Consider the following 21445-nt stretch of genomic DNA (forward strand, 5'->3'; position numbering starts at 1 on the left):
ATGGGGCGCGAAGCGGCCCCTTGTATGAAGGTCGGCCATTGTACCGACCCTGCAACCAAACCGCGCGAACAGGGTCTCACTTGCCGCGCCTGGCCAGGTAACCCCTGCCCCGTTGCGCTATAGTTGCCCCCCTCACGTACACGCTGCCGAAGAGTTCACTCTCAAATGCTCAACAAAGGATTGTTGCTGGCCTGCGCGCTGGCATTGCTCAGTGCCTGTGATTCCTCCACCCCGGACAAACCAGCGGCGCCCACCGAGGCCGCCACCGCTGCCGCGCCTGCCGAAACGAAAACGGCCAAGCGCGAAGACCCGGCCGTGCTCGCCAAGCGCTACGCCGGCCGCGAGCTCAACGTACTGGATGTTTCGGAAGTGCAGCTCGACGGTGCCAGCACCCTGTCGGTCAGCGTGTCCGCGCCGCTGGACGCCAACCAGGACTTCGCCTCCAAGTTGCACCTTGTCGACACCGTCAAGGGCAAGGTCGACGGCGCCTGGGAACTCTCCGACAACCAGATGGAGCTGCGCCTGCGCCACCTGGAACCGCAGCGCAAGATGGTCCTGACCATCGACAATGGCCTGCTATCGGTCAACGGCAATTCGCTTGAAGCCGAATCGGTCAGCCGCTTCGAAACCCGCGACATGCAGCCCACCGTCGGCTTCGCCAGCCGTGGCTCGCTGCTGCCCACCCGTCTGGCCGAAGGCCTGCCGGTGATCGCGCTGAACGTGCCCAAGGTCGATGTCGAGTTCTTCCGGGTCAAACCCGAGATGCTCTCGACCTTCCTGGCCAACTGGGGGCGCAACAGCAGCCTGTACTACTACCAGTCCAAGGAAACCCTGGACATGGCCGAACTGGTCTACGGCGGCCGCTTCGACCTCAACCCTGCGCGCAACACCCGCGAGACCGTGCTGCTGCCGATCGCCGGGATCAAGCCGTTGCAGGCGCCGGGGGTGTACCTGGCGGTGATGCGGGCCTCGGGCACCTACGACTACTCGCAGCCAGCGACCCTGTTCACCCTGAGTGACATCGGCGTTTCCGCCCACCGCTACCGCGACCGCCTGGACGTATTCACCCAGGCCCTGGAAGGCGGCAAGGCACTCAAGGACGTGACCCTCGAACTGCATGACGACAAGGGCAAGCTGCTGGCCCAGGCCAAGACCGACGGCGACGGCCACGCGCAACTGCCGATCACCGCCAAGGCCGACACCCTGATCGCCACCCAAGGCGTGCACACCACCCTGCTGCGCCTGAACACCGCGGCGCTGGACCTGGCCGAATTCGACATCACCGGCCCCCAGGCCAACCCGCTGCAGTTCTTTATCTTCGGCCCGCGCGACCTGTATCGCCCAGGCGAAACCGTGCTGCTCAATGGCCTGCTGCGCGACCAGGACGGCAAGCCGGTCAAGGCCCAGCCGGTCAGCGTCGAAGTGCGCCGCCCGGACGAGCAGGTGAGCCGCAAGTTCGTCTGGGAGGCCGACCAGAACGGCCTGTTCCAGTACCAGCTGCAGCTGGCCACCGAGGCACCGACCGGCCGCTGGCAACTGCTGCTGGACCTGGGCGGTGGCCGCAAGCAGGTCTACGAATTCCTCGTCGAAGACTTCCTCCCCGAGCGCCTGGCGCTGGAGCTCAAAGGCAGCAGCAAACCGTTGTCGCCCGAGCAGACCGCCACCATCCAGGTCAATGGCCGTTACCTCTACGGCGCCCCGGCGGCCGGCAACCGCCTCAGTGGCCAGGCCTACGTGCGCCCACTGCGCGAAGCCGTCAAAGCGCTGCCTGGCTACCAGTTCGGCGCGGTCACCGAGACCGAGCTGAACCAGGACCTGGAGCTGGACGAAGTCACCCTCGACCAGGCCGGCAAGGCCCGTATCGATATCGAAAGCCGCTGGAGCGAAGCGCGTTCGCCGCTGCAACTGACCGTGCAGGCCAGCCTGCAGGAGTCCGGTGGCCGGCCGATCACCCGCCGCCTGGAACAGCCGATCTGGCCCGCCGAGCGCCTGCCGGGGCTGCGTGGGCTGTTCGACGGTGAAGAAACCGACGGCGACGGCCCGGTGGAGTTCGAGTTCCTGGTCGCCGACCAGAACGGCAACAAGCTCGCCGCCAACGACCTCAAGGTGCGGCTGATCCGCGAGCGCCGCGACTACTACTGGAACTACTCGCAGAGCGACGGCTGGAGCTACAACTACAACGAAAAATTCCTCACCCAGAACGAAGAGACGATCAGCGTCAAGGCCGGCTCCACCGCCAAGCTGAACTTCCAGGTGGAGTGGGGCCCGTACCGCGTCGAAGTGGAAGACCCGCAGACTGGCCTGGTGTCGAGCGCGCGCTTCTGGGCGGGCTACCGCGCCCAGGACAACGCCGAAGGCGGCGCGGTGCGCCCCGACCAGGTGAAGATCGCCCTGGACAAGCCGGCCTTCAAGGACGGCTCCACCGCCAAGGTCACCGTCACCCCACCGGCTGCAGGCTCCGGCTACCTGATGATCGAGTCCGCCGACGGCCCGCTGTGGTGGCAGGAAATCGACGTGCCGGCCGAAGGCAAGACCTTCGAGGTCGAGCTGGATAAAAAGTGGGCACGCCATGACCTGTACATCAGCGCCCTGGTGATCCGCCCGGGCGAGCGCAAGGCCAATGCCACGCCCAAGCGCGCCGTGGGCGTACTGCACCTGCCGCTGGACCGCGCCGAGCGCAAGCTGGCGGTGAGCCTGCAGGCGCCGGAGAAAATGCGCCCGAAACAACCGCTGACCGTGAAGTTCAAGGCCGTGAATGCCGACGGCAGCGTGCCCAAGCAGGTGCACGTGCTGCTGTCTGCGGTGGACGTGGGCATCCTCAATATCACCGACTTCAAGACCCCCGACCCGTTCGCCAGCCTGTTCGGCCGCAAGGCCTACGGCGCCGACCAGCTGGACATCTACGGCCAGCTGATCGAAGCCGGCCAGGGCCGTTTGGCCAGCCTGGCATTCGGTGGCGACGCGGCCATGGCCAAGGGCGGCAAGCGCCCCAACACCACGGTGACCATCGTTGCCCAGCAGAGCCTGCCGGTGACGCTGGATGAGAAAGGCGAGGGCCAGGCCACGGTCGATATCCCCGACTTCAACGGCGAACTGCGCCTGATGGCCCAGGCCTGGACCGAGGAGCACTTCGGCATGGCCGAAGGCAAGACGGTGGTGGCCGCACCGCTGATCGCCGAACTGTCGGCGCCGCGCTTCCTGGCCGGTGGCGACCGCACCAGCCTGGCACTGGACCTGGCCAACCTGTCCGGCCGCGCCCAGCAACTGACCGTGCAAGTGATCGGCGAAGGCCAGCTGAACCTGCTGGGCGGGGCCCAGCAGAACGTCGCGCTGGGCGAAGGCCAGCGCACCACCTTGATGATCCCGGTACAGGCCCAGGGCGGCCTTGGCCAGGGCAAGGTGCGGGTGCAGGTCAATGGCCTGCAACTGCCGGGCGAACCGGCCAACGCCTTCGAGCGTGAGTGGACCCTGGGCATCCGCCCGGCTTATCCGGCGATGCTCAAGCACTACCGCGTGGCCCTCAAGGACCAGCCGTGGAGCCTGCCGGGCAGCGACCTGGCCGAGTTCGAGCCCGCGGGCCTGGAGGCCACGCTGGCCTTGTCGAGCCGCCCGCCGCTGAACCTGGCCGAGCAGATCCGCGCCCTGGAAGCCTACCCCTATGGCTGCCTGGAGCAGACCACCAGTGGCCTGTACCCCTCGCTGTACGCCGATGCCGACAGCCTCAAGCGCCTGGGCATCAAGGGCGAGCCCGCCGACGTGCGCAAGCGCAAGATCGAGATGGGCATCGAGCACCTGCTGGGCATGCAGCGCTACAACGGCAGCTTCGGCCTGTGGAGTTCGGACAGCGAGGAAGAGTATTGGCTGACCGCCTATGTCACCGACTTCCTGCTGCGCGCCCGCGAGCAGGGCTATGGGGTGCCGGCCGAAGTGCTGAAGAAGGCCAGTGAGCGCCTGCTGCGTTATGTGCAGGAGCGCAACCTGATCGAAGTCGACTACAGCGAGAACGCCGAGCACACCCGCTTTGCCGTACAGGCCTATGCCGGGCTGGTGCTGGCGCGCAGCCAACAGGCGCCGCTGGGTGCCTTGCGCAGCCTGTTTGACCGGCGCAGCGATGCCCGCTCCGGCCTGCCGCTGGTGCAACTGGCGGTGGCGCTGGACAAGATGGGCGACAAGCCGCGTTCGCAGCAGGCGTTGCAGGCGGGCCTGGCGGTCAGCCGCAGCAAGGGCTGGATGGCCGACTATGGCAGCGCGTTGCGTGACCAGGCGCTGATCCTCGCGCTGTTGCAGGAGAACAACCTGGCCGGTAACCAGGTTGACCAACGCCTGTTCGCCCTGTCCGACGAGCTGGCGGCCAACCGCTGGCTGTCGACCCAGGAGCGCAACGCCCTGTTCCTCGCCGGCCGCGGCCTGCTGGGCAAGCCGGAGGGCAGCTGGAAGGCACGCCTGGACAGCGCCGGTGAGGTTCGCGAGTTCAGCAACAGCGACGCGGGCATGAAGCTCGAAGGCCCGCTGCTGGCCTCGCCACTGACGGTGCAGAACGAAAGCAGCGACACTCTGTACCAGCAGCTGACGCTGTCGGGTTACCCGCGCCAGGCCCCGGCCGCCAGCGGCAATGGCCTGGAGATCCGCCGCGAGTACCTGGGCATGAATGGCCAGGCGCTGGATGTACGCAGCCTGCGCAGTGGCGACCTGGTGTTGGTGCACCTGGCGCTCAAGGCCCAGGACCGCGTACCCGATGCCCTGGTGGTCGACCTGCTGCCGGCGGGCCTGGAGCTTGAAAACCAGAACCTGGCGCAGAGCGCCGCCAGCCTGGACAACGCCAGCAGTGCGGTGAAGCAGTGGCGCGAGTCGATGCAGAACGCCAGCGTGGTGCACCAGGAGTACCGCGACGACCGCTACGTGGCGGCGCTCAAGCTCGACAGCTACGGCACCACCCACCTGCTGTACCTGGCGCGTGCGGTGACCCCGGGCAGCTACCGCATCCCGCCGCCGCAGGTGGAGTCGATGTACCGGCCGAACGTGCAGGCGGTGGGCGAGAGCCAGGGTGAGATGGTGGTGCGCGCCCGCTGAACCTGCGCTTGCCTGTGTAGGAGCGGCGCACAGGCTCAATGCACCACCCAACTCAACACCCACAACCCCAGCAACGCCCAGATGACCCCGAGAATGATCGATGCCCGCATGAACGCGCGCACCGCCGAGTACAGCAGTAACAGGCCAACGATCAGGGCGAGGATGCTGACCAGCGAAGTGTCCATGCCCAGCGTGCGTGCCAGGCCATCGATGAAGTTGCCACCGGCATTGGCCAACAGGTTGAACAACCCGCTCAGGCCATCGACGATGAAACGGATCACCGACCCCAGCACCTGGCCCAGCCACTCGAAAAAACCTTCTACATGCATAGTTGCTTCCTGATGAACGAATCGGTGGTTCCAAGCCTTTGGCCATCACCCGGCCCGGTCGGTTCCCGATGCCAAGCTTAGCCCGGCAACGCCTGAGGAGAGTCCTGCGGCGCGGCGGCGTTGGCCTGTTACTGGCCATCGCCCTGTTGTGGCTGGCCGACCGCATCTGGCCGCTGCCGATGCCGGGCGATGACCTGGCGCGGGTGGTGCTGGCCGAAGATGGTACACCGCTGTGGCGCTTTGCCGATGCCGATGGTGTGTGGCGCTACCCGGTCAGCCCGGACGAGGTGTCGCCCCTGTACCTGGAAGCCTTGCTCGGCTATGAGGACCGTTGGTTCTATCACCACCCGGGGGTCAACCCCATGGCCTTGGCCCGTGCGGCCTGGCTCAACCTGCGGGGTGGGCGCGTGGTGTCCGGCGGCAGCACCTTGTCGATGCAAGTGGCGCGTCTGCTCGACCCGCACGACCGCACCTTGCCGGGCAAGCTGCGCCAGCTGTGGCGTACGGCGCAACTGGAATGGCACCTGTCCAAGCGCGAGATCTTGCAGATCTACCTCAACCGCGCACCGTTCGGCGGCACCTTGCAGGGCGTGGCGGCGGCCAGCTGGGCTTACCTGGGCAAGTCGCCGAAACACCTGACACCGGCCGAGGCGGCCTTGCTCGCCGTGCTGCCCCAGGCACCCAGCCGGCTGCGCCCCGACCGCCATCCGCAGCGCGCCCAGCGTGCCCGCGACAAGGTGCTGCAGCGCCTGGCCGAGTACCAGGTGTGGCCGGCACAGCGCATCGCCGAGGCGCGTGAGGAGCCGCTGCTGCTCGCCCCGCGCCAGGAACCGGCGCTGGCACCGCTGCTGGCCCGGCGCCTGAACACCCCGGACAGCCCGCCATTGATCCGCACCACCCTCGACGCCGCCCTGCAGCGCAGGCTGGAAGACCTGCTGCTGGGCTGGCGCGCGCGCCTGCCCGAGCGCACCTCGGCGGCGCTGCTGGTGGTGGAGACGCAGAGCATGGCGGTACGTGCCTACCTGGGCTCGATCGACATCGGCGACGAGCGGCGCTTTGGGCATGTCGACATGATCCATGCCCTGCGCTCGCCCGGCTCGACCCTCAAACCCTTCCTCTATGCCATGGCCATGGACGACGGGTTGATCCATTCCGAATCGTTGCTGCAGGATGTGCCACGGCGCTATGGCGATTACCGGCCGGGCAACTTCTCCATGGGCTTCAGTGGCCCGGTGTCGGCCAGCTCGGCGCTGGCGCTGTCGCTCAACCTGCCGGCGGTGCAGTTGCTCGAAGCCTACGGGCCGAAGCGCTTCGCCGCGCAGATGCGCATGGGCGGTGTGCCCTTGGTGTTGCCACCCTTGGCCGAGCCGAACCTGTCGTTGATCCTCGGTGGCGCCGGCAGCCGGCTGGAAGACCTGGTCGGCGGCTATGCTGCCTTCGCCCGCGAGGGGCGCAGCGCGAAGATCCGCCTGCAGCCGCAGGACCCGCTGCTGGAGCAGCGCCTGCTGTCACCGGGTTCGGCATGGATCACCCGGCGTATTCTCAGCGGCCTGGCGCGCCCCGACCGCGACCCGCACGCCGAACTGGTGCAGCGCCCGCAGTTGGCCTGGAAGACCGGTACCAGCTATGGCTTTCGCGATGCCTGGTCGGTGGGCGTCGGCCCGCGTTACCTGATCGGCGTGTGGATCGGCCGCCCCGACGGCACCCCTGTGCCGGGCCAGTTCGGCCTGGCCTCGGCGGCGCCGTTGATGCTGCAGGTGCACGACCTGCTGAGCAACCGTGATGCCCAGCGTGGCATCCGGCTGCCGGTGGAGGCCGTGCCGGGTTCGGTGGGCGTTGCGGCGATCTGCTGGCCGCTGGGCCAGCCGATGAACCGCCAGGACCCGAATTGTCGTCGCCAGCGCTTCGCCTGGACCCTCGACAACACCACGCCCCCTACCTTGCAGGCAGCCGACCAGCCGCTGGGCCTGGGCCTGCGCGACACAGTTTGGGTCAACAACCAGGGGCTGCGCGTCGATGCCGGCTGCCCGGGTGCCAAGGCCCGTGATATTGCCCTGTGGCCGGCACCGCTGGAGCCCTGGCTGCCGCGAGTGGAGCAGCGTGCGGCGCGGCTGCCGGCCGTGGACCCGAGCTGCCCGCCGCAGGTGGCGGCCAGCGCACCGCCGCTGTCGATTGTCGGTGTGCGCCCGGGTGACAACCTGCGCCGCCCGGCCAGCAACAGCGAGCCGCTGCAGGTGCGGGTGTCGGCGCTGGGCGGTGGCGGGCAGCGCTGGTGGTTCATGAACGGCCAGCCACTGGGCGAAACGCGCGGGCAGGACAGCCTGCTGGTGCGTTTCGAACAGGCCGGGCGCATCGAGCTCAGTGCGCTGGACGAAAGCGGCGAGACCGCGCGGGTGGAGTTCCAGGTCAGCGAGTGATCCCCGGCCTCGGTGGCTGACTGCAGCCCCGGCACCTACGCTTGCTGTGGCGGGGGCGAGCAACGGGCACCCCGGTACCCTCGGGATCACGGAGCGTCCGCATGCGTCCACTGCTGGTGATGTTACTGGTGTGCTGGGGCTGCATGGTGCGCGCCGCCCCGCTGCCGGGCTTCCTCGACAGCAGCCAAATCGAAGCCCTCCTGCCCACGCCAAACCTGCCGGTGGATGCCTACCGTCCCGCCATGCCTGTGCTGCAACTGCCCGCACCGGGCTCGGTGCAGCAGCCAGAGCTGTCGATGAGCACACCGGTGCTGGTGCACAAGGTGCGTTTCGAAGGGGGCACCGTCTACCCCTTGAGCGACTTGCGCGAACACTACCAGCCGGTGATCGGCCGGCTGGTCAGCCTGGGCGAACTGGCCGAGTTGACTGGCCGCCTCACCCAGCGCTATCAGCAGGACGGCTACCTGCTTTCGTACGCCTTCCTGCCGCCCCAGGATCTCAGCGAGGGGCGGGTGCGGGTGGTGCTGGTGGAAGGCTACATTCACGATTACCAGGTCGAGGGCGACATCGGCCCCGCGCGCGCCTACCTGGCCCAACTGCTGGATAAACTCAGGGCCGAGCGGCCACTGACCCGCGCAAGCCTGGAGCGCTATACCGGCCTGATCGGCCGCATCCCCGGTGTCACCGCCCAGGCGCAGGTCCTGGCACCGGCTGACGCCGAAGGTGGCGCGCACATGGTTGTTCGGGTCTCGCGCAAGCCGTTCACCAGCACTGTCCACCTCAACGACAGCAGCCGCGATGACCCGCAGGCACTGCTGGGTGTCAGCAGCAACGCCCAGACCCGTTTCGCCGAGCAGCTGAGCACCAACGTGCTGGTACCGCCGGGCGAGGACGAGGTGCACTACTATCGCCTGGATTACGCCCAGTTCGTCGACAGTGGGGGCTCGCAACTGCAGCTGTCAGCTTCGCGTTATCGCAGTGATCCGCACACGCGGATTCGCCTGGACAAGGGCAGCGACTTGACCCAGCAGCGGGATAGCGAGCGCTATTCACTTGGCCTGAGCCAGCCGCTGATCGTCTCGGCAAACGAGTGGCTGGAGGCGGTAGGGCGCCTCTACATGGTCAAGGACCGTATCGACTACCAGGGCGCGCGCGCGCCCTTTCAGACGGGCAGCGAGACTAGTGTCCGCGCGCTGTCGTTTGAGGCCGATTGGCGCAAGCTGCAGGCCCGGCGCCTGCGCATCGTGAGCGGCGGGGTGTACCAGGGGCTGGACCATTTCGGTGCGCGCAGCAATGCCGGCTACGACCTGGATTTCTTGCGCCTGCGCTTGTCAGGCCTGCAGAGCGACGACTTCACCGACAACTGGCAGGGTGTGGCTTCGGCAGCGGGTTACTGGAGCAACGACAACCTGCCCGACAGCGAACGGGAAGTGTTCGGCGGGCAGAACTTCGGCCGCGGCTACCCTCGGGACCAGGCCAGCGGTGACAAAGGCTGGGGGCTGGCCTACGAGCTCAACTACAGTTTCAGGCATGAAGGTGATCTGCTTCGGGTGCTGCAGCCGTATGCCGTGCTCGATGTTGCGCGGGCCTGGTTCAACAAGCTGGATGTGCAATCGGCGCATATGTCCTCCGTAGCTGTCGGCCTGCGCTTAGGTGATAGACACAGCTACAACTTCGCCGTCGAGGTGGCCAAGCCGATGTCGGACATCGCCTTGGATAGCCTCAACCGGCGGCCACGGTTGAACCTCAGCTTCAGCTATCCGCTCTGATGTGACAGGTAGACGGGTTGACGGGTTGACGGGTTGACGGGTTGACGCAGGGTCGGTGCCGCTATAGGCTGATGGGCATTGATACCTCGCCACTGATGAGGCCACGCCATGAAAGTCGCCGAAGCCAGCGCCGCCTGTCTGTCCCATGCCGCATCCGAGGCGACCAAAACTGCGCTATTGCTAGGCTTCGAGCAATTCCTCGAGCAGTTGTCCCAACCCCAACTGGCGGCACTGGCCGAGGGTGATTCCGAGCGCAACTATTTCGAGGCTTTGCAGGCCGCCTTGACACGCCTTGACCGACAGCCACGCAGCCCCAAGGTGCGGAACCAGATTGCCTATGCCAAGGGCAAGGCGCTGGCTTTCGAGCAGATCGGCCAGGGTTATGAACTACTCGACTCCAAGACCGTCTGCGCGATACTCGGTATCACCCGCCAGGCCTTGAACAAGCGGGTGCTGCAAGGTCAGGTGCTGGCTTATAGCGAAGGGGCGCGCAAGCACTATCCGGCTTTCCAGTTCGTCGACAATGCGGCATTGCCCCAGGTGGCGAAGCTGGTACAGGCTGTGGCTGTCCAGCCACGGGATGCAGCGCAAGTGAACCTGCTGCTCGGCTTCCTGCTCGAGAGCATGGACTACTCCAACCCTGGGCAGGCGCCCAACGAGCTCCCTCGCTACCACTTGCTCGATGAACCCGGTGCATTCGCCATCATCGTTCGCGACTTTGGCAATCGCTTGAGCATGGGCAAATGACAAACCGGCCTGCGGGCCGGTTTTCTATTGCACCGCCACCTGCATTCGCAAGAGCACTTCGCCGACGGTTTCGTCAGTGCTCAGTAGCAGATCATCCAGCGCTCGGTAGCTCAAGGCTGCCAACTGGTCACCTCGCCCTTCGAACAGCACCAGGTTGCAGCCAGCGAGGCTCCCGGTGATGGGGTAGGCCTGCGAGGGATAGAGGATGCCGTCCACCTGTGCGGCATGGCGCATGAGTTCGTCGCTGAGCAGTTGGGTATAGAGATAGCCCACGTTGCCTTGCCCTTTCGACGCCACGATCGCCTGCAAAGTGTTGCCAGCATTGCGGGCCAGTGCGCCAGCATCGACCACGACAAGCTCCCGGATGGCCTTCAACTCATGCAGGGCCAGCATCGCGATCTCGCTGCGCAGCACAGGGCTGGCGCTACCTGCCCGGCCATGCTGGAGGGTTTCAGCCACCGCAACGATGTCACTGAGCGCCACATAGCAGACACCAATGGCCAACTGAGGGTCGCCGTAGCGGCTGTCAGAGTTGCGGTTGTAGTAGATCGGGTTTTCGAAGCCGCAGTGCTGTACGCGATAAACGCGCGTGGCGCAGGCAATGCGCTGGATGGGCAGGCCATGACGGGTAATGGCATTTACGATGAGCTGACGTGGTGCTTGGGCGAGCATTGGCGCAGGCAGTCCTCGATGGCTTTGGCCCCGGCAGGGGGGCGGCCATTGTTGCAGGGCTGCCCGACGATTGTCGTCTGTGAAGCCGTGACAGGATGTGCCTCGTTAGCAGGCCAGGCGCTAGTTAACCGCGTGCATCAGTGGCTTGGGGAACAGGTTGTCCAGCGTCTCCAGCAGGCGCGCGTGGTAGATCGGCTTGCGGAACAGGTCGAGCACCTGCAGGCGCAACAGATCGCTGCAGTCGTCCATGTCGGCGTGCCCGGACATGACGATCACGGGCAGGTGCTGGCGGGCGGTGTGGTCGCGCAGGCGCTTGATCAGGCCGATGCCGCTTTCTTCAGGCATGCGCAGGTCGGTGATCACCAAAGCGACATCCGGGTGGCGGGTGAGCAGTTGCAGGGCCGTGTTCACCGAAACGGCGGTATGGCAGCAGAACCCTTGGTTTTCCAGCAGTTCGGCCAGCTCCAGCAGAGCCTCCTCCTCGTCATCGACCAGCAGGATCTGTTGACGCAAGGAAGAGGTCGGCATGGTCGGCTCCCGAAGGTCTGGATCAATCGGCATGCACGCAGCGCAGGGTTACTGGGTGATCGCGGTCTGGATAGTGGTCATGATCGCTTTCACTTCGGCCGAGATGGGGGTGACGAACCCGGCCAGTACCACCGCGACCATGGCCGCGATCACCGCGTACTCGATACCGGAGGCGCCGTCCTTGCGCTGAAGGAAGTTCTTGCAGTGGAGGATGATCAGGTGCAGCAGCATGGCACATCTCCTTGCGCACGGTCGGCGCCGGTCACGGGGCTTGAAAAGTGACACCCCTTTGCCATCACAGGATTGCCAAGCCGTGGCAGCCTGCAAATGTAACAAAGCATTAATTCCAAAGTATTAACTTTAATCAGCGAGGCTAAGTTACTGTTTTTTTTATGCGTCAATCTTATGGCTCAAAAAACGTAGGCCGGCAAATGGCGATTCGACGGGGCTGCGCTAACTTGCAATAGCGAAATAGTTACTTTTTGCCAGCATTGGTCCCCGGCGCAGGGAGTGCGGAAATGAGCAGTCGCTTGACCATGGTCCTCGCTGGCCTGTTCCTGTTGGCAGCATTGCTGGCCGGCTATTGGGGCCTGCGCCTGAGCCGCCCGGCGCAAACCACGCCGGCACCTGTCGTGGTTGCTCCTACCGAAGCGTCGGCTCCCGCCCTTGCCCCGGCCCCCGCACAACCTCCGGAACCGCCGCGTACGCCGATCCTGGTGCTGCGCAGGGCAGTGCCGGCCAATACCCCGTTGACCGCTGACGACGTGCTGGTCGAGCGCTTGCAGGTGGTGCCCGCCGGGGCTTTCCAACAGCCTGAGCAGGTGCTGGGGCGCAGCAGTTCACGGCCGCTGGAGGCCGGCAGTTGGCTCGACGAGTCGAGCTTCCAGACCGGTGGCCCGCTGGCGCGGATGATCCGCCCTCACGAGCGCGCGGTGGCGGTGGCGGTGGACGATGTAGTGGGCGCAGCCGGACAACTGCGGCCCGGCGACTATGTCGATGTGCTGCTGTTCCTGCGGGAAGAAACCAACAACCCGCAATCTTCCGCCCAGGTGGTGCTGCCGGCCCTGCGTGTGCTCAGCGTCGACCAGCAGACGGGCCTGGCCAACGACGGCCGCCCGGCGCAGACCGTCGACGAGCAGAAAACCCGCCGTGACCAGCAGCAGATGATGGGCGGCACGGTCACCCGCACCGTGGGCCTTGCCGTGCCCCAGGCCCTGGCCAGCCGCCTGATGCTGGCCGCTCAGGCCGGCACCTTGCGCCTGGCAGTACGCAGTGCCGATGAGCAGTTGCTGGCGCGCTACTGGTCTGGCCAGGACGCTGGCGCCCAGGTGGACGCCGCCAACCGTGAGCTCTACCGCTTCAGCCAGCTGTCCCAGGTACCGCTGGCCGGCCCGGCCTCGGTCGCGGCGGTGCCCACCATGCAGATCATTCGAGGCGCTGCCCAGGCCGCTGACTCGAACAAGACCCCCTGACCCGGCAAGGATGCATTCCATGCGTAGTTCTTTGCGTTGCACGCCGTGCCGCACCGCGCGGCTTACCAGGCTGTTGTGGCTCGCCCTGCCGCTGTTGATGCCGGTGGCCCAGGCGGCTGGCAAGGGGTGCGCGGCATTCGACCAACTGCCTTCGGTGATCGAGATGGACCAGGGCCTGCAGCAAGAGCTGCGCCTGCCGGTGGCCGTCATCCGCGCTGCGGTGGGCGACCCCAAGGTGGCCGATGTGCAGCCCAGCGGCGAGCGTGCCGTGCTGTTGACCTCGGTGGGGCAGGGCTCCACCAGCGTGATGCTGTGGACCGACTGCGCAGCGCGGCCGCACCGGGCCATGCTGTTCGTCAAAGGCCGGGCCAGTGCCGACATGGCCGAAGTGGCGCAACCGGCCGCCGGGCAGGACAGCCTGCCGATCCAGGTGCAGGCGGATATCCGCTTCGTCGAAGTACGCCGGCAAAAATACAAGGAAGCCGGCGCCAGGTTGTTCTTCAAAGGTTCCAACAACAGCCTGTTCGGTTCGCCCGGCACCGTCCCCAACACCTTCGTGCGCCCCGGCTACGTGCCCGGGATCCAGACCGGCACCAACCCGGTGACCTACGCCGATGTGCGGCCGGGCATCCCGCTCGACAACAACGTCTTCAACATCGTCTGGGGCGGTGGCAGCAGCCGCTTCCTGGCGATGATCAACGCCCTTGAGAACAGCGGTTTCGCCTACACCCTGGCGCGCCCCAGCCTGACCGTGCTCAGCGGCCTGACCGCAAGCTTCCTGGCCGGCGGCGAGGTGCCGATTCCGGTGCCCAGCAGCGGCAGCGACAACGTCTCGATCGAGTACAAGGAGTTCGGCGTGCGCCTGGCGCTGACCCCTACAGTGGTCAGCCGCAACCGTATCACCCTCAAGGTGGCCCCCGAGGTCAGCGAGCTGGACTACAGCAACGCGGTGACCATCGCCGGCACCCAGGTGCCGGCCCTCAGCGTGCGGCGCACCGACACCAGCATTTCCCTGGCCGATGGCGAGAGTTTCATCATCAGCGGGCTGGTCAGCAGCAACGTGCGCTCGGCCGTGGACAAGCTGCCGGGGCTGGGCAGCCTGCCGGTCATCGGCGCGTTCTTCCGCCAGTCGGCGATCAACCGTGAAGAGACCGAACTGCTGATGATCGTCACCCCGCACCTGGTCCAGCCGTTGGCTGCCGACGCGCGCCTGCCGGAGCTGCCGGGCGAGGCGCTGCGTACCTACGACCCCAGCTGGGGCCGCCTGTTCTTCATGGAAAACGGCAGTTTCGATGGCCAAGGCGGGTTGTCCCGATGAACGAAAGCCACAATCAGACCTACCTGGCCCTGACCCGCAACCAGGACGACCTGCACTGGTTGCAGGGCGCCCTGGCACCCTTGGGGCAGGTGATCGGTGCCAATGGCCCGAGCCTCGACGAGCTGCTGGCGCTGGTCGACATGACCTTCAGCAACCTGGTGTTCATCGGCCTCGACCGCGAGCAGCTGATCGCCCAGTGCGCACTGATCGAAGGGGTGCTGGAGGCCAAGCCGATGCTGGCCATCGTTGCCCTTGGCGATGGCATGGACAACCAGTTGGTGCTGCATGCCATGCGTGCCGGCGCTCGCGATTTCGTCGCCTATGGTTCGCGCGCCAGCGAGGTGGCCGGGCTGGTACGGCGCCTGGGCAAACGCCTGCCGACGGTGGCCAGCAACCCCAGCCTGGGTGGGCTCAGCGTGCTCTACGGGGCCCAGCGCGGCGCCGACGGTGCGCTGCTGACCACCCACCTGGCGCGGGTGGTTCAAGACAGTGGTCAGCAGACCTTGCTACTGGACCTGGGTTTGCCCCGGGGCGACAGCCTGGCGTTGCTGGGGCTGGAGGCGTCGTTCCACTTCGGTGATGCCTTGCGCCATCTGCGTCGGCTCGACGCCACCTTGATCGACAGCGCCTTCACCCGCGACAAGGGTGGCCTGCGCATTCTCGCCTACGCCGCCAACGACGAGGCGCTGGAGCAGACCAGCGCCGCCGAGCTGTACATGCTGCTCAGTGCCTTGCGCCAGCACTTCCAGCACATCGTGCTGAACCTGACCGGGCAGGCCGACAGCGAGGCCCTGCGCACGCTGGTCAGCCATTGCGACAAGCTGATCCTGTACACCGACCAGAACATCCTCGATTGCCGGCGCAACCTGGAACTGCTCGAGCAGTGGCGCGATCGCGGCATCAAGCTCGAGCATGCCAGCCTGCTGGTCGACCGCTTCATGCGCCATGTGGCGCCAGATGCCGAGGCCCTGGCCAAGCGTTATGGCTTGAAGCTGCTCAAGGTCATGCCCTACAGCCCGGAGCTGCGCCTGAATGCCAAGAACCAGGGCCTGAGCCTGTTCGAGCTGGCCCCGCGCGAAGCGCTGAGCCAGGCGCTGCGTGAGCTCGGCGAGCGCCTGGCGCGGCGCTCGGAAAACCTGGCGCCCCCCACCCACACCTGGCTGCGCCGCCTGTGGAGCAACCGATGAGCAGCGAAGAACCCTTTGGTGGGCCGCGGCAAGCGGCAAACGATCCGCAGGTGCTCAAGCGTGCCCTGCACCGGCATGTCATCGATGCCATCGAAGATACCGGCCGCAACTTGCTCGAAGGTGCGCGCCCGGCCCTGGCGCAGTTCGTCCTGGAGCAGGTGGGCGACTACGTGGCGCGCCTGCGCCTGGCCCTGTCGCGCTACGAGATGGAGCGCCTGGCCGAAGAAATCGTCGACGAGCTGACCGGCTACGGGCCGCTGGAAGTGCTGCTGCGCGACCCGAGTGTCACCGAGATCCTGGTCAATGGCCCGTACCGGGTATTCGTCGAGCGGGGTGGGTTGCTGCAGCACACCGACCTGCGCTTTATCGACGCGCACCATGTGCAGCGGGTGATGCAGCGCATCCTGGCACCGTTGGGGCGGCGCCTGGACGAGTCGTCGCCGATGGTCGATGCGCGCATGCCCGACGGCAGCCGGGTCAATGCGATCATCCCGCCGGTGGCGCTGGACGGGCCGTGCCTGTCGATCCGCAAGTTCCGCCAGGACATGCTCAAGAGTGCCGACCTGCTGGCCACCCGGGCCATCGACCAGGCCATCTACGACTTCCTCGAACGTGCCGTGGGCCGGCGCTGCAACATCCTTGTCAGTGGTGGCACCGGCACCGGCAAGACCACCTTGCTCAACATTCTCAGCCAGATGATCGCGCCCCAGGAGCGGCTGGTGACCATCGAGGATGTTGCCGAGCTGCAACTGCACCACCCCCACGTGGTGCGCCTGGAAACCCGCCCGCCCAACGCCGAAGGCAATGGCGAGATCAAGGCCAGCGAGTTGATCCGCAACGCCCTGCGCATGCGCCCCGACCGCATCATCCTGGGCGAAATCCGCGGTGCCGAAGTGGTCGATGTGATGACGGCGATGAACACCGGTCACGATGGCTCGATGAGCACCGTGCACGCCAACAGCGCGCAGGATGCCCTGCTGCGGTTGGAGACCCTGGTCGGCCTGACGGGCCGTCAGGTAGCCGAGAAGACCTTGCGACAGATGATCTGCGCGGCACTGGATGTGGTGATCCAGCTGACCCGCCTGGCCGATGGCCGCCGTTGTGTGAGCGAAGTGCTGGAGGTGGTCGGTGTGCGCGACGACGTGTATGTGACCAATACGCTGTTCCGCCTCGACCGGCGTGGCGGCGATGTGTTCCTGACCGAGGCGCCGCACCCGGCGGGCGCCAAGCTGCGCCACGAAGGTGTGCTGTGATCGGCCCGCTGCTGCTGGCACTGGCGCCACTGTGCCTGGGCATGGCGCTGCTGCTGTGGCGCATCGCCCTGCACAAACGCGGTGAAGAGCGCATCCTGCAGCGCCTGGGGCGGGCCTACCGCGCGGTGCGCAGTGTCAGCGCCAGGCGTGACTGGCTCGACCCGTTGCTGCAGCGGGCCGGCCTGGCGCCGGATGAGCGTGGCCTGCACCACGGATTGCTGGCCTGGCTGGGCCTGGTGGTGGTCGCCGGTTTGCTCGGGGGATGGGTGGCGGCATTGCTGACGCTGTTTTGCCCGCCTTTGCTTGGCTATGCCTACCTCAGTTGGCGCTGCCGCCGACGGGTGCGGCAGATCGTCGAGCAACTGCCTGGGTTATTGGACTACAGCGTGCGCAGCCTCAAAGCCGGGCGTACCTTGAACGACGCGGTGCTCGGGGGTATCGATGGCACGCGCGAGCCACTGCACTCGGCGATGCTGCGGGTGCGGCGCAACGTGCGGATGGGCGTGCCGCTGGAGGATGCGGTCAGCGAGCTGGCCGAATTGTACCGCCAGGACGAGCTGCGCCTGTTCGCCCTGGGCCTGCGCATCAACCAGCGCCATGGCGGTAATGCCAGCGAACTGATGGAGAACCTGATCAAGCTGATCCGCGAGCACGAGCAGGGCGACCGCCAGTTGCGCGCAATGACCGGCGAAACCCGAATCACCGCGTGGATCCTGGGGGCCTTGCCGTTGGGCATGGTCGGTTACTTTCTGTTCGCCAACCCCGGTTACCTGCTGGCCATGTGGCGCGACAGCCATGGGCAGACGATGCTGCTGCTGGCCTTCGCCCTGCAGGCCATCGGCTGCCTGGTGCTGTGGCGCATGATGAGGCGCCTGTGAACAGCGCCTGGCTGCTCTGCGCCCTGTGCCTGCTGGCCGGCTTCGCCCTGCTGGCGTTGCAGGCCGCGCGGCAGTTGCGCGCGCGCCAGCGGGTGGCGCGGCGCCTGCAGGGCCGCCTGGCCCCTGACGAACGGCTGGGCGACTGGCTGCACTGGCTGGGCAGCAGCCCGCTGGGGCGGCGCCTGCAGCGGCTCGATGGCGAGGCCCAGGTCTTGCTCGATCGCCTGGGCTGGCGCAGAAGCCGGCAACGGGCCTTGTTCGCAGCGCTGCAACTGGGGCTGCCGCTGCTGGCCACTGGTTTGGTGCTGGTGATGGTGCATGGCTTGCCCGGTGAGCGCCGGGGCAACTGGACGGTGCTGGTGCTGTGTGCACTGGGGGCCGGCTACCTGGTGCCCAAGCGCCTGCTGGCGGCGGCGGCGGCGCGGCGCCAGCGCAAGATCGCCCAGGAGGTCAGCCTGATGATCCCGTTGCTGCGCATTCTGTTCGAGACCGGCCTTGCGGTGGAGCAGGCCTTGCGCGTGCTGGCCCTGGAGGGGCGCAGCCTGGTGCCGAACATCTGCGACGAGTTGCAGCTGGTGTTGCAGCGGGTCGACTCGGGCCTGGCACTGGGGCCGGAGCTGGAAAAGACCGCACGGCTGCTGGCGGTGGACGAGTTCATTGACACCTGCGTGATCCTCCAGCAGTTGCTGGTGCAGGGCAGTGGTTCGATGAAGTCGTTGCTGGCGCTCAAGGAACTGCTGGATGACCGGCGCCTGACCGGCCTGCAGGAGCGGGTGTCGAAGATGTCGGCGAAGATGTCGGCGGTGATGATGGTGTTCCTGTTCCCGGCCCTGCTTATCGTCCTGGCCGGGCCGGGCTTTTCCGCGTTGGCGCGGGCATTGGGATCCTGAGGGGGAGAGGGATGAAAGCGATCATGCTGATGATGGGCCTGGTGCTGCTGACCGGTTGTGCCGGGCAGCCGCCCGAAGGCCTTGCCCGCCTGCTCGGGGGCGGCAGCTGCGGCAAGCCTGCGGCCGACCAGCAACTGAGCCTGGACATGGCCGACCAGATGATTGGCGAAGGCCGCCCGCATGCGGGGCTTGCGCACCTGGAGCAACTGCCGGAAACCCTCGACCAGGTGCGCCTGCGCAAGGCCAAGGTGCTGCGCCTGCTGGGGCGCAGCGAGGCCGAACCGCTGTACCGCAGCCTGCTGGGTGGTTGCCTGGCGGCGGAGGGCGAGCATGGCCTGGGGCAGATAGCCGCAGCCAGAGGCGACGACACCCAGGCCCTGCGCAACCTGCAGCGCGCGGTGCGCCTGGCGCCGACCGATGAAAAAGTGCGCAACGACCTGGGCGTGGTGCAGATGAAGCTGGGCAACGATGAGCAGGCGCGCTTCGAGTTCCTCACCGCCCTTGAGCTCAAGGATGACAACCCGTTGCCGGCGGTCAACCTGGTGACCCTGTCATTGGTGCAGGACAACTGGAGCCAGGCCGAGGACCTGGTCAAGCGCTTGCATCTCAAGCCCGAGCAGTTCGCCGAAGCCCAGGCCCGTGCCCAGCAGCTCAGAGCCAGCGGGCGCGGCCCGCTCGCCGCCCGCAGCACACCGACGGCGGCCATCAACTGAACGGGAGGTGATCATGTTCAAACCCTGGATTGTCCTGGCCTGCCTGGCCACGCCATTGCTGGCACAGGCCGAGGAACCGGCGCGCCAAGCGCGGGCAGAAACCGCCACCGAGGCGTTGTTGCGGGTGCAGGCGAGCAATCGGCAGGCCTCGCCGGTGCGCCAGCAGCAGACCGACAAGGAGCGCGACCAGTCCATGCAGCGCTGGCTGGACAGCTACAAGTACGAGATTCCAGACTTCTATCGCTGGACCAAGATCAGCTCGTCGAACAACGGCGGTTGAGGGCCGTCAATGGGTGGTGAAACGCTGGTGCAGTGGCGACGAGCGAGGCGCCAGTGCCAGTGCCAGCTGTGTGCGGTTGTGCATGTGGGTCAGGCGCAATACCTGTGACACATAGAGCTTGACGTTGTTCTCGGTGATGCCCAGCTCGCAGGCGATCTGGTAGTTGGTCTTGCCCTTGCTTACCAGCTTTGCCACTTCCATCTGGCGCGGGGACAGTTTCTCGAACGCCGCCGGCAGTTCCGGCTCGGCCTCCTCGATGTCCGTGGCGCGGCGATGCACGCCCTGGCCGCGGGCTTTTTCCAGGTCCTGGTAGAGTTCGTCGATTGAATCGGCCAGGCCCTGCAGGCGCTGGTTGAGGTTGCCCAGTGCGCGGAAGTTGCGCTGGCGCTCGAGCAAGGCGAGTTCCTGGCGCCTTACGCCTTCGAGCAGTTCGCTCAGGTCCATGGGTTTCTGGTAGTAGTCGGCGAAGCCTTCACGCAGGGCGCGGATCACATCCTGCTTGTCGGCGCGGCCGGTCAGCATGATCGCCTCGAACAGCCGCTGGTTGCCGGCGATCTGCTTCAGCGCACGGACCAGCTCGATGCCATCGCGCTCGGGCATGTGCAGGTCGCACAGCACCAGGCCGATGGCTTCGTCGGCGATGTATTGCTCGATGGCCTGGTCCGTGGAGTGGGCCGGGACGCAGCGATAGCCTTCACTTTCCAGCCAGTCGCACAACTCTTCGACAATCAACGGCTGGTCGTCGACAACCAGCACTTTCACTTCACTGACGGACTTGTTCACGATCAACTCCATGTCGTATCGGCCTTGCTCCCGGGCCGCAGGCACCGGCAACAAAAAAGTAGTCGCACTTTGCAATCAAGTACATGGACTGTACACCTTATCCAGGCGCTCAGTCTTCATTGGATCCAAACGGCTGTCAGGAGAAAGCCGGCCAGTACATAAGGTGCAAAAGGCTGCTTGTCGCCGACGTCTTCAGCGATTTTCTGCAGGCGTTTTTTAAGTTTTGGGTTGAGCAGGGTCCACAGGCGGCGCCGGCCCAGCAGCCAGGCCAGTACGGTGATGCCGGCACCGATGAAGGTCCCCAGCACATACTGCGGGCTGGTGGCCAGGGCCAGGGCGGCCATCAACTTGACGTCGCCGGCACCGAAACGGCCAAGCATGTAGCCGGGCAACGTCAACAGCATGACGATGGCCAGCGCCCAGCCGGCTTCGCTGGCATCGGCGCCGATCCAGGTATGGCCGGTGGCGAACAGCCAGGCCAGGGCGCAGGACGCCACACCCAGGGTGAGGGCGTTGGATATCTGCCGTTCACGGACATCTTGTTCGGTGCACAAGGCAAGCCACATCAGGAGAACAATGCTTTGCATTGGCAAATTGCCATCCCTATTCGTTGAACGGTTCTATGCTGTCAGACAGGTCTCACAGTCAGGGTAGACGCGAACATGCAAGCAAGCCCGGCGGGACGGCAAAAAGGCGCGGCAGCCATCGAGTTTGTCGCGGTTTTCATGATTTTTTTCGCGGTGTTCTATGGGCTGGTCAGTTATGCCCTGCCGATGCTGATGCTGCAGTCGTTCAACCAGGCCAGCAGCGAGGCGGTGCGCCGTTGTGTGGCCGTCGACCTGTCCAGCGCCACCTATGCCCTGGACGTGCAAGGCGTGGCGCACCAGGTGATTGGCCGCCAATTGGCCTGGATGCCCGCCGCCCTCGGTTTCAACGTGGCGGGCGACACCCGGGTTGTGGTGGGGGCGGACAAGCTGCTGACGGTGACCATCGATTACCCCCGCGAACGGCTGGAGCGGGTGTTGCCGGTGTTGGTGCTGCCGCTGATCGGCGAGGTACCCAAGTTGCCTGAGCGCCTTAAGGCCCAGGCGAGCCTGCAACTGTGACGGGCGGCCTGTTCGACCGTTGGCGGCTATCGT

The 21445-nt window shown here is 66.2% G+C and carries 19 protein-coding genes; 13 read left to right on the plus strand and 6 right to left on the minus strand.

From position 1 onward, the window contains the following. The first annotated feature begins 165 nt into the window (after positions 1-165). Positions 166-5070 (plus strand): alpha-2-macroglobulin family protein, encoded by a 4905-nt coding sequence (locus tag L6D77_RS19445; protein WP_232884641.1) that lies wholly within the window; start codon positions 166-168, stop codon positions 5068-5070. 35 nt (positions 5071-5105) lie between these two features. On the opposite strand, the gene L6D77_RS19450 is transcribed toward L6D77_RS19445, so the two are convergent. Next, a complete protein-coding gene (locus tag L6D77_RS19450; RefSeq protein WP_232884640.1) occupies positions 5106-5399 on the minus strand; it encodes a hypothetical protein in 294 nt (97 codons plus the stop codon). A gap of 68 nt (positions 5400-5467) precedes the next feature. On the opposite strand from L6D77_RS19450, the gene pbpC reads away from it, so the two are divergent. The 3 genes from pbpC (at position 5468) to L6D77_RS19465 (ending at position 10332) form a co-directional block, all read left to right on the plus strand. Then, positions 5468-7816, plus strand: a complete 2349-nt coding sequence (pbpC, locus tag L6D77_RS19455) for a peptidoglycan glycosyltransferase PbpC (protein ID WP_232884639.1) — start codon at positions 5468-5470, stop codon at positions 7814-7816. Positions 7817-7917: 101 nt separating this feature from the next. Then, on the plus strand, positions 7918-9585 hold the full coding sequence (locus L6D77_RS19460; RefSeq protein ID WP_232884638.1) for a ShlB/FhaC/HecB family hemolysin secretion/activation protein: 1668 nt from the start codon (positions 7918-7920) through the stop codon (positions 9583-9585). Between the two features lie 108 nt (positions 9586-9693). Then, positions 9694-10332 (plus strand): hypothetical protein, encoded by a 639-nt coding sequence (locus tag L6D77_RS19465; protein ID WP_232884637.1) that lies wholly within the window; start codon positions 9694-9696, stop codon positions 10330-10332. A 24-nt stretch (positions 10333-10356) separates the two neighbouring features. Here the strand turns inward: L6D77_RS19465 and L6D77_RS19470 are convergent, their stop codons facing one another. The 3 genes from L6D77_RS19470 to L6D77_RS19480 all read right to left on the minus strand — a co-directional run bounded on the left by L6D77_RS19470 (position 10357) and on the right by L6D77_RS19480 (position 11763). Continuing rightward, on the minus strand, positions 10357-11004 hold the full coding sequence (locus tag L6D77_RS19470) for an RES family NAD+ phosphorylase (RefSeq protein WP_232884636.1): 648 nt from the start codon (positions 11002-11004) through the stop codon (positions 10357-10359). 120 nt (positions 11005-11124) lie between these two features. After that, positions 11125-11532 carry a response regulator gene (locus tag L6D77_RS19475; RefSeq protein ID WP_232884635.1) on the minus strand — a complete coding sequence of 136 codons (408 nt, stop codon included), beginning with the start codon at positions 11530-11532 and terminating at the stop codon, positions 11125-11127. Positions 11533-11580: 48 nt separating this feature from the next. Then, positions 11581-11763 carry a Flp family type IVb pilin gene (locus L6D77_RS19480; protein WP_232884634.1) on the minus strand — a complete coding sequence of 61 codons (183 nt, stop codon included), beginning with the start codon at positions 11761-11763 and terminating at the stop codon, positions 11581-11583. A gap of 287 nt (positions 11764-12050) precedes the next feature. On the opposite strand from L6D77_RS19480, the gene cpaB reads away from it, so the two are divergent. Genes cpaB through L6D77_RS19520 form a run of 8 tightly spaced genes read left to right on the plus strand, consistent with a single transcriptional unit; the run spans position 12051 to position 19523 of the window. Continuing rightward, the gene (gene cpaB / locus L6D77_RS19485) at positions 12051-13004 is read left to right on the plus strand and encodes a Flp pilus assembly protein CpaB (RefSeq protein ID WP_232884633.1); all 954 of its coding nucleotides are present in this window, start codon (positions 12051-12053) and stop codon (positions 13002-13004) included. A gap of 19 nt (positions 13005-13023) precedes the next feature. After that, on the plus strand, positions 13024-14322 hold the full coding sequence (locus L6D77_RS19490; RefSeq protein WP_373870602.1) for a type II and III secretion system protein family protein: 1299 nt from the start codon (positions 13024-13026) through the stop codon (positions 14320-14322). After that, positions 14319-15509 (plus strand): CpaE/TadZ family protein, encoded by a 1191-nt coding sequence (locus L6D77_RS19495; RefSeq protein ID WP_232884632.1) that lies wholly within the window; start codon positions 14319-14321, stop codon positions 15507-15509. The genes L6D77_RS19490 and L6D77_RS19495 overlap by 4 nt, the downstream gene beginning before the upstream one ends. Beyond that, entirely contained in the window at positions 15506-16762 is a 1257-nt protein-coding gene (locus tag L6D77_RS19500) for a TadA family conjugal transfer-associated ATPase (protein WP_232884631.1), read from the plus strand. The genes L6D77_RS19495 and L6D77_RS19500 overlap by 4 nt, the downstream gene beginning before the upstream one ends. Continuing rightward, complete coding sequence (locus L6D77_RS19505; protein ID WP_232884630.1) at positions 16759-17640, plus strand: type II secretion system F family protein; 882 nt, start codon at positions 16759-16761, stop codon at positions 17638-17640. The genes L6D77_RS19500 and L6D77_RS19505 overlap by 4 nt, the downstream gene beginning before the upstream one ends. Further along, entirely contained in the window at positions 17637-18530 is an 894-nt protein-coding gene (locus L6D77_RS19510; protein ID WP_373870603.1) for a type II secretion system F family protein, read from the plus strand. Before L6D77_RS19505 ends, L6D77_RS19510 begins: the two co-directional genes overlap by 4 nt. 11 nt (positions 18531-18541) lie before the next feature. Continuing rightward, positions 18542-19243 (plus strand): tetratricopeptide repeat protein, encoded by a 702-nt coding sequence (locus L6D77_RS19515; RefSeq protein ID WP_232884629.1) that lies wholly within the window; start codon positions 18542-18544, stop codon positions 19241-19243. A gap of 13 nt (positions 19244-19256) precedes the next feature. Beyond that, a complete protein-coding gene (locus tag L6D77_RS19520; RefSeq protein WP_232884628.1) occupies positions 19257-19523 on the plus strand; it encodes a DUF3613 domain-containing protein in 267 nt (88 codons plus the stop codon). Positions 19524-19529: 6 nt separating this feature from the next. On the opposite strand, the gene L6D77_RS19525 is transcribed toward L6D77_RS19520, so the two are convergent. Next, entirely contained in the window at positions 19530-20318 is a 789-nt protein-coding gene (locus L6D77_RS19525) for a response regulator (RefSeq protein WP_236170112.1), read from the minus strand. 104 nt (positions 20319-20422) lie between these two features. After that, on the minus strand, positions 20423-20893 hold the full coding sequence (locus tag L6D77_RS19530) for an A24 family peptidase (RefSeq protein ID WP_232884626.1): 471 nt from the start codon (positions 20891-20893) through the stop codon (positions 20423-20425). Between the two features lie 75 nt (positions 20894-20968). Here L6D77_RS19530 and L6D77_RS19535 point away from each other — a divergent pair, with 75 nt between their 5' ends. After that, complete coding sequence (locus tag L6D77_RS19535) at positions 20969-21412, plus strand: TadE/TadG family type IV pilus assembly protein (RefSeq protein ID WP_232884625.1); 444 nt, start codon at positions 20969-20971, stop codon at positions 21410-21412. Positions 21413-21445 lie beyond the last annotated feature (33 nt).

This window comes from Pseudomonas parasichuanensis (genome assembly GCF_021601385.1).
GTDB classification, from domain to species: domain Bacteria; phylum Pseudomonadota; class Gammaproteobacteria; order Pseudomonadales; family Pseudomonadaceae; genus Aquipseudomonas; species Aquipseudomonas parasichuanensis.

What these genes read in the sequence shown, in the direction of transcription:
- L6D77_RS19450 (WP_232884640.1), bottom strand. Translation starts at nt 5,399, where the DNA reads ATGCATGTAGAAGGTTTTTTCGAGTGGCTGGGCCAGGTGCTGGGGTCG.
- L6D77_RS19475 (WP_232884635.1), bottom strand. Translation starts at nt 11,532, where the DNA reads ATGCCGACCTCTTCCTTGCGTCAACAGATCCTGCTGGTCGATGACGAG.
- L6D77_RS19515 (WP_232884629.1), top strand. Translation starts at nt 18,542, where the DNA reads ATGAAAGCGATCATGCTGATGATGGGCCTGGTGCTGCTGACCGGTTGT.
- L6D77_RS19535 (WP_232884625.1), top strand. Translation starts at nt 20,969, where the DNA reads ATGCAAGCAAGCCCGGCGGGACGGCAAAAAGGCGCGGCAGCCATCGAG.
- L6D77_RS19460 (WP_232884638.1), top strand. Translation starts at nt 7,918, where the DNA reads ATGCGTCCACTGCTGGTGATGTTACTGGTGTGCTGGGGCTGCATGGTG.
- L6D77_RS19495 (WP_232884632.1), top strand. Translation starts at nt 14,319, where the DNA reads ATGAACGAAAGCCACAATCAGACCTACCTGGCCCTGACCCGCAACCAG.
- L6D77_RS19445 (WP_232884641.1), top strand. Translation starts at nt 166, where the DNA reads ATGCTCAACAAAGGATTGTTGCTGGCCTGCGCGCTGGCATTGCTCAGT.
- L6D77_RS19530 (WP_232884626.1), bottom strand. Translation starts at nt 20,893, where the DNA reads ATGCAAAGCATTGTTCTCCTGATGTGGCTTGCCTTGTGCACCGAACAA.
- L6D77_RS19480 (WP_232884634.1), bottom strand. Translation starts at nt 11,763, where the DNA reads ATGCTGCTGCACCTGATCATCCTCCACTGCAAGAACTTCCTTCAGCGC.
- L6D77_RS19500 (WP_232884631.1), top strand. Translation starts at nt 15,506, where the DNA reads ATGAGCAGCGAAGAACCCTTTGGTGGGCCGCGGCAAGCGGCAAACGAT.
- L6D77_RS19525 (WP_236170112.1), bottom strand. Translation starts at nt 20,318, where the DNA reads ATGGAGTTGATCGTGAACAAGTCCGTCAGTGAAGTGAAAGTGCTGGTT.
- L6D77_RS19520 (WP_232884628.1), top strand. Translation starts at nt 19,257, where the DNA reads ATGTTCAAACCCTGGATTGTCCTGGCCTGCCTGGCCACGCCATTGCTG.
- cpaB (WP_232884633.1), top strand. Translation starts at nt 12,051, where the DNA reads ATGAGCAGTCGCTTGACCATGGTCCTCGCTGGCCTGTTCCTGTTGGCA.
- L6D77_RS19470 (WP_232884636.1), bottom strand. Translation starts at nt 11,004, where the DNA reads ATGCTCGCCCAAGCACCACGTCAGCTCATCGTAAATGCCATTACCCGT.
- L6D77_RS19465 (WP_232884637.1), top strand. Translation starts at nt 9,694, where the DNA reads ATGAAAGTCGCCGAAGCCAGCGCCGCCTGTCTGTCCCATGCCGCATCC.
- L6D77_RS19490 (WP_373870602.1), top strand. Translation starts at nt 13,024, where the DNA reads ATGCGTAGTTCTTTGCGTTGCACGCCGTGCCGCACCGCGCGGCTTACC.
- pbpC (WP_232884639.1), top strand. Translation starts at nt 5,468, where the DNA reads ATGCCAAGCTTAGCCCGGCAACGCCTGAGGAGAGTCCTGCGGCGCGGC.